The 7,768-nt window shown below is 50.4% G+C and carries 5 protein-coding genes and 1 pseudogene; 2 read left to right on the forward strand and 4 right to left on the reverse strand.

From position 1 onward, the window contains the following. A pseudogene (gene espL4, locus OQV04_RS22445) lies at window positions 1–963 on the forward strand (type III secretion system effector EspL4); the annotation flags it as partial. Here the strand turns inward: espL4 and aceK are convergent. The 4 genes from aceK to metA all read right to left on the reverse strand — a co-directional run bounded on the left by aceK (window position 932) and on the right by metA (window position 6,985). Further along, window positions 932–2,668, reverse strand: a complete 1,737-nt coding sequence (gene aceK, locus OQV04_RS22450; RefSeq protein WP_032281978.1) for a bifunctional isocitrate dehydrogenase kinase/phosphatase — start codon at window positions 2,666–2,668, stop codon at window positions 932–934. The pseudogene espL4 and the gene aceK sit on opposite strands and share 32 nt — an antisense overlap. A 183-nt stretch (window positions 2,669–2,851) precedes the next feature. Continuing rightward, a complete protein-coding gene (aceA, locus tag OQV04_RS22455; RefSeq protein ID WP_000857859.1) occupies window positions 2,852–4,156 on the reverse strand; it encodes an isocitrate lyase in 1,305 nt (434 codons plus the stop codon). A 29-nt stretch (window positions 4,157–4,185) separates the two neighbouring features. Further along, a complete protein-coding gene (aceB, locus tag OQV04_RS22460; RefSeq protein WP_032281977.1) occupies window positions 4,186–5,787 on the reverse strand; it encodes a malate synthase A in 1,602 nt (533 codons plus the stop codon). Between the two features lie 268 nt (window positions 5,788–6,055). Beyond that, the gene (gene metA, locus OQV04_RS22465; RefSeq protein ID WP_032281976.1) at window positions 6,056–6,985 is read right to left on the reverse strand and encodes a homoserine O-acetyltransferase MetA; all 930 of its coding nucleotides are present in this window, start codon (window positions 6,983–6,985) and stop codon (window positions 6,056–6,058) included. A 156-nt stretch (window positions 6,986–7,141) separates the two neighbouring features. Between metA and OQV04_RS22470 the strand changes: the two genes are divergently transcribed. Beyond that, window positions 7,142–7,585 (forward strand): acetyltransferase, encoded by a 444-nt coding sequence (locus OQV04_RS22470; RefSeq protein ID WP_032281975.1) that lies wholly within the window; start codon window positions 7,142–7,144, stop codon window positions 7,583–7,585. The last annotated feature ends 183 nt before the right edge of the window (window positions 7,586–7,768 follow it).

Below are 7,768 nucleotides of genomic sequence, written 5' to 3' on the forward strand. Positions count from 1 at the left end.
GGATATGAAGGATTACTCTCGAAAAAAAATCTCATGCATATTCTGGAGGCAAAAGATAAAAATGGTTTTTCTGGATTATTTTTAGCGATATCACGTAAGGATAAAAATGTTGTAACCTCGATTCTGAACGCCTTACCTAAACTGGCCGCAACACATCATTTAGATAACGAACAAGTGTATAAATTCCTGAGTGCCAAAAATAGTACGTCCAGCCATGTTTTATACCATGTTATGGCGAATGGTGATGCCGACATGCTGAACATTGTTTTGGACGCGTTACCTTTGTTAATTCGCACATGTCATTTGACTAAAGAACAGGTACTCGATCTCCTGAAGGCAAAGGATTTTTATGGTTGCCCGGGACTATACCTGGCGATGCAAAATGGACATAGCGATATCGTGAAAGTTATTCTTGAAGCATTGCCCAGCCTGGCCCAGGAAATTAACATTTCAGCTTCCGATATTGTAGATCTTCTGACCGCTAAAAGTCTTGCGCGCGACACGGGTTTGTTTATGGCCATGCAGCGCGGACATATGAACGTTATTAATACTATTTTTAACGCATTACCCACTCTGTTTAATACGTTTAAATTCGATAAAAAAAATATGAAGCCCCTCCTCCTGGCAAATAATTCTAATGAATACCCAGGTTTGTTTTCAGCGATACAGCATAAACAGCAAAACGTTGTAGAGATGGTTTATCTTGCTTTATCTGACCATGCACACCTTTTTGGATTTACTGCTGAAGATATTATGGATTTTTGGCAACACAAAGCGCCACAAAAATACTCTGCCTTTGAGTTGGCTTTTGAATTGGGTCAACGGGTTATTGCTGAATTAATCCTTGATACAATAAATAAGATGGCTGAAAGCTTTGGCTTTAAGGATAACCCTCGATACATTACGGAGAAAAATCATATGGAAGCCTTACTCAAAAAAGCATCTCCCCATACTGTACGCTAAATCTTTGCCTGCGCCGATACGCATAAACATCTTCCACATGCCCTTCACGTATGCGGTTTTGTAGTGCGCGCCAGTAATCAGCGCGGAACAGGTCGGCGTGCATCTCTTCAAAGAGTGGCCCAATTCGAGGGTCGGCGCATAGCCAATGGCGAAACTCTTCCGGGAAAACATCGCCCGGCGAGACGCTGTACCACGGTTCGCTGGCAAGTTCGTCTTCCGGGTAGCGCGGCGGCGGGATGTCGCGGAAATTCACTTCCGTCATGTAGCAAATTTCATCGTAATCATAAAAAACCACACGCCCGTGACGGGTGACACCGAAGTTTTTAAACAGCATGTCGCCCGGGAAAATGTTAGCAGCGGCAAGCTGGCGAATGGCATTGCCGTACTCTTCAATGGCGTCGCGCAGCTGCTGACCTTCCACTTGTTCCAGCCAGATATTGAGCGGCACCATCCGCCGCTCAATATAAAGATGGCGAATCACAATTTGTTCGCCGAGATCGGTGATTTTTTCCGCTGCTTCCTGGAGCAGTAATTCCATTAATGCCGGGGAAATATGCCGCTTCTCCAGCACAAAGTTTTCAAACTCCTGGGTGTCCGCCATTCGGCCCACGCGATCGTGCTCTTTCACCAGTTGATAGCAGGCACGAACGTGAGCGGCAGACATCTCTTTCTGCGGCGCGAACCTGTCTTTGATGACTTTAAATACACGGTCAAAGCCCGGCAGCGTGAACACCAACATCACCATGCCACGAATACCCGGCGCTTCAATGAACTGCTCATTACAGCCCTGTAGATAAACGAGATATTCGCGGTAGCTTTCGGTTTTGGCGTGCTTCTGGCAGCCGATAGCCATATACAATTCAGCGGTGGTTTTACCTGGCAGAATTTCCCGTAGCCACTCGACCAGCGCTGCGGGCAGCGGTGCATAAACCATAAAATAAGAACGCGCAAAGCCAAAAACAATGCTCGCTTCGGCGGTGGTCGTCAGGCAGGTATCAATAAATAACTCGCCGTCGTCCGTCTGGTGGATCGGCAGCAAAAATGGCAATGTGCCGGAAGGCGTGATCAGTTTGCCCACCAGCCAGGCGGCTTTATTACGGTAAAACAGTTCGTTCGCCACCTGTAAATGACTTTTGGAGAGGTTTTCTGGCCCCAACGTTTCCGTCAGATGGCGAATAATGTAATGGATATCACGGCTTTTATTCTGCCAGCGCAGGCGCAGCGGCAGGTCGCTGATAACGCGCATCAGTAGAGATTCCCAGCCGTGATCGGGGTGAAAGTCTTTCGCCAGCGGGCGGGGAATGGTACGAAAGCGGCGCTCTGGCTGAGAGCTAAAGATAAAAAGCCGCTCGGGAGTAAGCGAGCGGTGGTCAAATAACCGACAGTACACGGAGTTAAAAAAGCTCTCCGCAATCTCGAAGCGCGGGTAATCCGGCAACAGCCGGGTGTAATGCTCTTTGACGCGCAGTAAAAATTCCGCGTCCGTGCTTTGGCCGTTGGTAATGCAGCGCAGTTGCTCCACGACCAGACCAACGTGATGATCGTAAAGATGGATACGGTTTTTCATCGCCTGCTGGACAGCATGCCAGTCGGCCTGTTCGAAACGCTGCTGCGCCCCGGAAGTCACTTCGAGGAATCGACCATACTGAGCGTCGAAGCCTTGCAAAATGGTTTGAGCTATCAGTAATTCCAGGCCACGCGGCATTTAGCGCCCTCATCAGGAGCAGAGAATTGCCGGATGCGGCGTAAACGCCTTATCCAGCCTACGTTCGGCAACGGTTGTAGGCATGATAAGACGCGCAAGCGTCGCATCAGGCATCGTGCACCGATTGCCGGATGCGGCGTAAATGCCTTATCCGGCCTACAGTCAGCAACGTTTGTAGGTTGCTTAGAACTGCGATTCTTCAGTGGACCCCGTCAGTGCGGTAACCGACGACGTGCCGCCCTGAATAATAGTCGTCACTTTATCGAAGTAACCTGTACCCACTTCCTGCTGGTGAGATACGAAGGTATAGCCATCTTTCGCGGCGGCAAATTCCGGCTGCTGCACTTTCTCAACATAGTGCTTCATACCCTCGCCTTGGGCATAGGCGTTTGCCAGGTCAAACATGTTGAACCACATGCTGTGAATACCTGCCAGGGTGATGAACTGGAACTTGTAGCCCATATCCGACAGCTGCTGCTGGAAGCTGGCAATAGTGTTGTCGTCGAGGTTTTTCTGCCAGTTGAACGACGGCGAGCAGTTATAAGCCAGCAGTTTGCCCGGATATTTCGCGTGGATGGCTTGTGCAAAGCGACGCGCCAGTTCCAGATCCGGCGTGGAGGTTTCACACCATACCAGGTCAGCATATGGCGCATACGCCAGGCCACGGCTGATCGCTTGCTCAATGCCCGCATGAGTACGGAAGAAGCCTTCACTGGTACGCTCGCCGGTAATAAATTCGCTGTCATACGGGTCACAATCGGAGGTAATCAGATCCGCCGCATCAGCATCGGTACGTGCAACCAGCAGGGTTGGAACGCCCGTCACGTCAGCTGCCAGACGCGCCGCGACCAGTTTCTGAATAGCTTCCTGAGTTGGCACCAAAACTTTGCCGCCCATGTGACCGCATTTCTTCACTGACGCCAGCTGATCTTCGAAGTGAACTGCCGCTGCACCGGCTTCAATCATCGCTTTCATCAGTTCAAAGGCATTCAGGACACCGCCAAAACCGGCTTCCGCGTCGGCAACGATCGGCAGGAAGTAATCGACATAGCGCGGATCGCCCGGCTCAATGCCCGCGGACCATTGGATCTGATCGGCACGACGGAAGGTGTTGTTGATCCGCTCCACCACCGCTGGCACCGAGTTCGCCGGGTAGAGCGACTGATCCGGATACATGCTGGCCGCCAGGTTAGCGTCCGCCGCTACCTGCCATCCCGACAGATAGACTGCTTCAATACCCGCTTTCGCCTGTTGCAGCGCCTGACCGCCAGTCAGTGCACCGAGGCTGTTGATGTAGCCTTTTTTCGACTCGCCATGCAGCAGACGCCACATTTTCGCCGCGCCCAGTTGCGCCAGCGTGCATTCAGGATTGACTGAACCGCGTAATTTCACCACATCTTCCGCGCTGTATGGGCGAGTAATGCCTTCCCAACGCGGTTGAGTCCACTCTTTCTGTAATTCTTCAATTTGTTGTGTACGGGTTTTCATGTGCAGATGCTCCATAGTTATGTGGTGGTTTACGCTAACAGGCGGTAGCCTGGCAGGGTCAGGAAATCAATTAACTCATCGGAAGTGGTGATCTGTTCCATCAAGCGTGCGGCATCGTCAAAACGCCCCTGGGAGAAACGTTCTTCGCCCAGTTCGCTGGCAATGACTTTCATCTCTTCGCCCAGCATCTGGCGGAACAAGGCTTTGGTCACCGGTTTGCCATTGCTCAACGTTTTTTGATGATGGATCCACTGCCAGATTGAGGTACGGGAAATTTCAGCCGTCGCCGCATCTTCCATCAGGCCATAAATCGGCACGCAGCCGTTGCCGGAGATCCATGCTTCGATGTACTGCACAGCCACGCGAATGTTGGCGCGCATACCTTCTTCGGTGCGTTCACCATCACAAGGTGCCAGCAGCTGATCGGCAGTAATCGGCGCGTCTTGTTCGCGCATCACTTCAAGCTGATTTTTACGGGAGCCGAGAATGTCGTTGAATACCGCCATTGCCGTGTCCGCAAGGCCTGGGTGAGCGATCCATGTGCCATCGTGACCGTTATTGGCTTCCAGCGATTTATCCGCTTTTACTTTGTTGAGCACCTGGTTATTGCGCTCTTCATCTTTGCTCGGAATAAACGCCGCCATGCCGCCCATCGCAAAAGCACCACGTTTATGGCAGGTTTTAATCAACAGGCGTGAGTAAGCATTCAGGAAGGGTTTATCCATCGTCACTGCCTGTCTGTCTGGCAGGACGCGATCGGGATAGTTTTTCAACGTTTTGATATAGCTGAAGATGTAATCCCAACGACCGCAGTTCAGACCAACAATATGGTCACGCAGTGCGTGAAGGATTTCGTCCATCTGGAACACGGCGGGCAGCGTTTCAATCAGCAACGTCGCCTTGATGGTGCCGCGCGGCAGATTAAAGCGATCTTCTGCATAGCTGAAGACTTCTCTCCACCAGGCCGCTTCCTGCCAGGACTGGGTTTTCGGCAGATAGAAATAGGGACCGCTGCCCTTTGCCAACAGTGCCTGATAGTTGTGGAAGAAATAGAGCGCAAAATCAAACAGGCTACCGGGGATTGCCTCACCACGCCAGGTGACATGTTTTTCCGGCAAGTGCAGACCGCGTACCCGACAAATCAAAACCGCTGGATTGGGCTTGAGCTGGTAAATTTTGCCTGCTTCATTCGTGTAACTGATGGTGCCGTTAACCGCATCGCGCAGGTTAATTTGCCCGTCGATCACTTTGTTCCAGTCTGGTGCCAGTGAATCTTCGAAATCGGCCATAAAGACTTTCACATTGGCGTTCAGTGCGTTGATCACCATCTTGCGCTCAACCGGGCCAGTTATCTCGACTCGACGATCTTGTAAGTCCGCGGGAATACCACGAATTTTCCAGTCTGTATCGCGAATGGAAGCTGTTTCCGAAATAAAATCAGGCAACGTTCCGTTATCAATATCTTGCTGCTGCTGAATGCGCGCTGCCAGAAGTTTATTGCGTTGTGGCGTAAAATGCGTCACCAGCTCAGTCAGAAATTCTACCGCTTCGGCAGTAAGAATTTGCTTCTCCTGCTCGCCATACGGCCTTGTGAAAGCCAGTTCATCGGTTGTTGTTACCTGTTCAGTCATCGTGCAGCTCCTCGTCATGGATCCGAAAACTTCCCCACTGTGAACGAAGGATCGTTGTGCGCTTTTCGTTCAGCACAACTAAGACTACTCATTTAAAATGCAAAATCAAAAACAATTTCCATTTTAATTAAAAATACTTGATAACTTATTGATAACAATATGAATAAAATTTATTCACCTACTGAGGTGTGTTTCGGAAATAAAAAAGGCACCCGAAGGTGCCTGAGGTAAGGTGCTGAATCGCTTAACGATCGACTATCACAGAAGATTAATCCAGCGTTGGATTCATGTGCCGTAGATCGTATGGCGTGATCTGGTAGACGTAATAGTTGAGCCAGTTGGTAAATAGCAAATTACCGTGACTACGCCAGCTCGCTCGCGGTTTGTTTTGCGGATCGTTGTGCGGAAAATAGTTATACGGTACATCCGGTTTTAGTCCGGCTTCCACATCGCGGAAATATTCCTGCGCCAGCGTTTGCGCATCATATTCGGGATGGCCCGTCACAAAGGCAATGCGCTTATCTTTGCTGGCAAACAGATATGCATCCCCTTCTTCCGTCTCTGCCAGAATTTCCAGATCGGTATAATCACGAATCAACGCTGCCGGAAAGTCAGCATAGCGCGAATGTGGTGCCAGGAATGAATCATCAAAGCCACGCGTCAGAAGCGCATGAGGATGGAGAATATGATGCTCGTAAACGCCAGAGAGTTTGTCGGTGCGAGTTTGCTTAGGAATGCCGTAGAGGATATTGAGCGCGGCCTGTACCGCCCAGCAGACAAACAGCGTCGAGGTGACGTGATCTTTCGACCACTCCAGCACCTGTTTGATCTGCGGCCAGTAAGCGACATCATTAAACTCCACCAGGCCCAGCGGCGCACCAGTTACAATCAAACCGTCAAAGTTCTGATCCTGAATATCTTCAAAGTTACAGTAGAAGTTGTTCAGATGCTCTGCGGGCGTGTTGCGCGATTCACGGGCATCGATGCGCAACAGCTGAATATCGACCTGCAAAGGTGAGTTTGAAAGCAGGCGCAGAAACTGATTTTCAGTTTCGATCTTCTTCGGCATCAGGTTAAGGATAAGCACCTTTAGCGGACGAATTTCCTGACCAGACGCACGAGAAGTTGTCATCACAAAGACGTTTTCTTCACGCAAGAAATTGACGGCGGGTAGCTCGTCCGGCACACGAATCGGCATAACCTGATTACCTCACTACATACGCTTATACGTTTAGACATCCAGATAGCTGAAGATAACCAGAAAATTTGCCAATGTCGAGCCTGCATGTTGAAGGTGAGAAAGTTTCAAGGAAAAGACTACGTTAGAATATAAGAATGACTAAAAGGAGAGAAAATGGTTATTAGTATTCGCCGCTCACGGCATGAGGAAGGGGAGGAACTCGTTGCGATTTGGTGTCGATCTGTCGATGCCACCCACGATTTTTTATCAGCAGAGTATCGGGCCGAGCTGGAAGAGCTGGTTCGTTCCTTTCTGCCGGAAGCACCGTTGTGGGTCGCGGTTAATGAACGGGATCAGCCGGTTGGGTTTATGTTGTTAAGTGGGCAGCATATGGATGCGCTGTTTATCGATCCTGATGTGTGCGGCTGCGGCGTGGGTCGGATGCTGGTGGAGCATGCGCTCTCGATGGCACCGGAACTGACAACCAACGTTAATGAGCAAAATGAGCAGGCGGTTGGGTTCTATAAGAAGGTGTGTTTTAAGGTTACGGGACGCTCTGAGGTGGACGATTTGGGGAAACCGTATCCGTTGCTGAATCTGGCGTATGTGGGGGAATAAGCTGCCCCCTATCGTGCCTGCGTAAGCTGGATAAAACGCGCCAGCGTCGCATCCGGCATTTTTTTGCACCAACGCAAAAAGGCCATCCGTCAGGATGGCCTTTCGTTTTATTTGATGCCTGGCAGTTCCCTACTCTCGCATGGGGAGACCCCACACTACCATCGGCGCTACGGCGTTTCACTT

The organism is Escherichia sp. Lx600-2, assembly GCF_036662595.1.
Lineage (GTDB): Bacteria > Pseudomonadota > Gammaproteobacteria > Enterobacterales > Enterobacteriaceae > Escherichia > Escherichia coli.

Bases quoted from the DNA above. Each gene is read 5' to 3' on its own strand.
- aceA (WP_000857859.1), bottom strand. From the start codon at position 4,156: ATGAAAACCCGTACACAACAAATTGAAGAATTACAGAAAGAGTGGACT.
- OQV04_RS22470 (WP_032281975.1), top strand. From the start codon at position 7,142: ATGGTTATTAGTATTCGCCGCTCACGGCATGAGGAAGGGGAGGAACTC.
- aceK (WP_032281978.1), bottom strand. From the start codon at position 2,668: ATGCCGCGTGGCCTGGAATTACTGATAGCTCAAACCATTTTGCAAGGC.
- metA (WP_032281976.1), bottom strand. From the start codon at position 6,985: ATGCCGATTCGTGTGCCGGACGAGCTACCCGCCGTCAATTTCTTGCGT.
- aceB (WP_032281977.1), bottom strand. From the start codon at position 5,787: ATGACTGAACAGGTAACAACAACCGATGAACTGGCTTTCACAAGGCCG.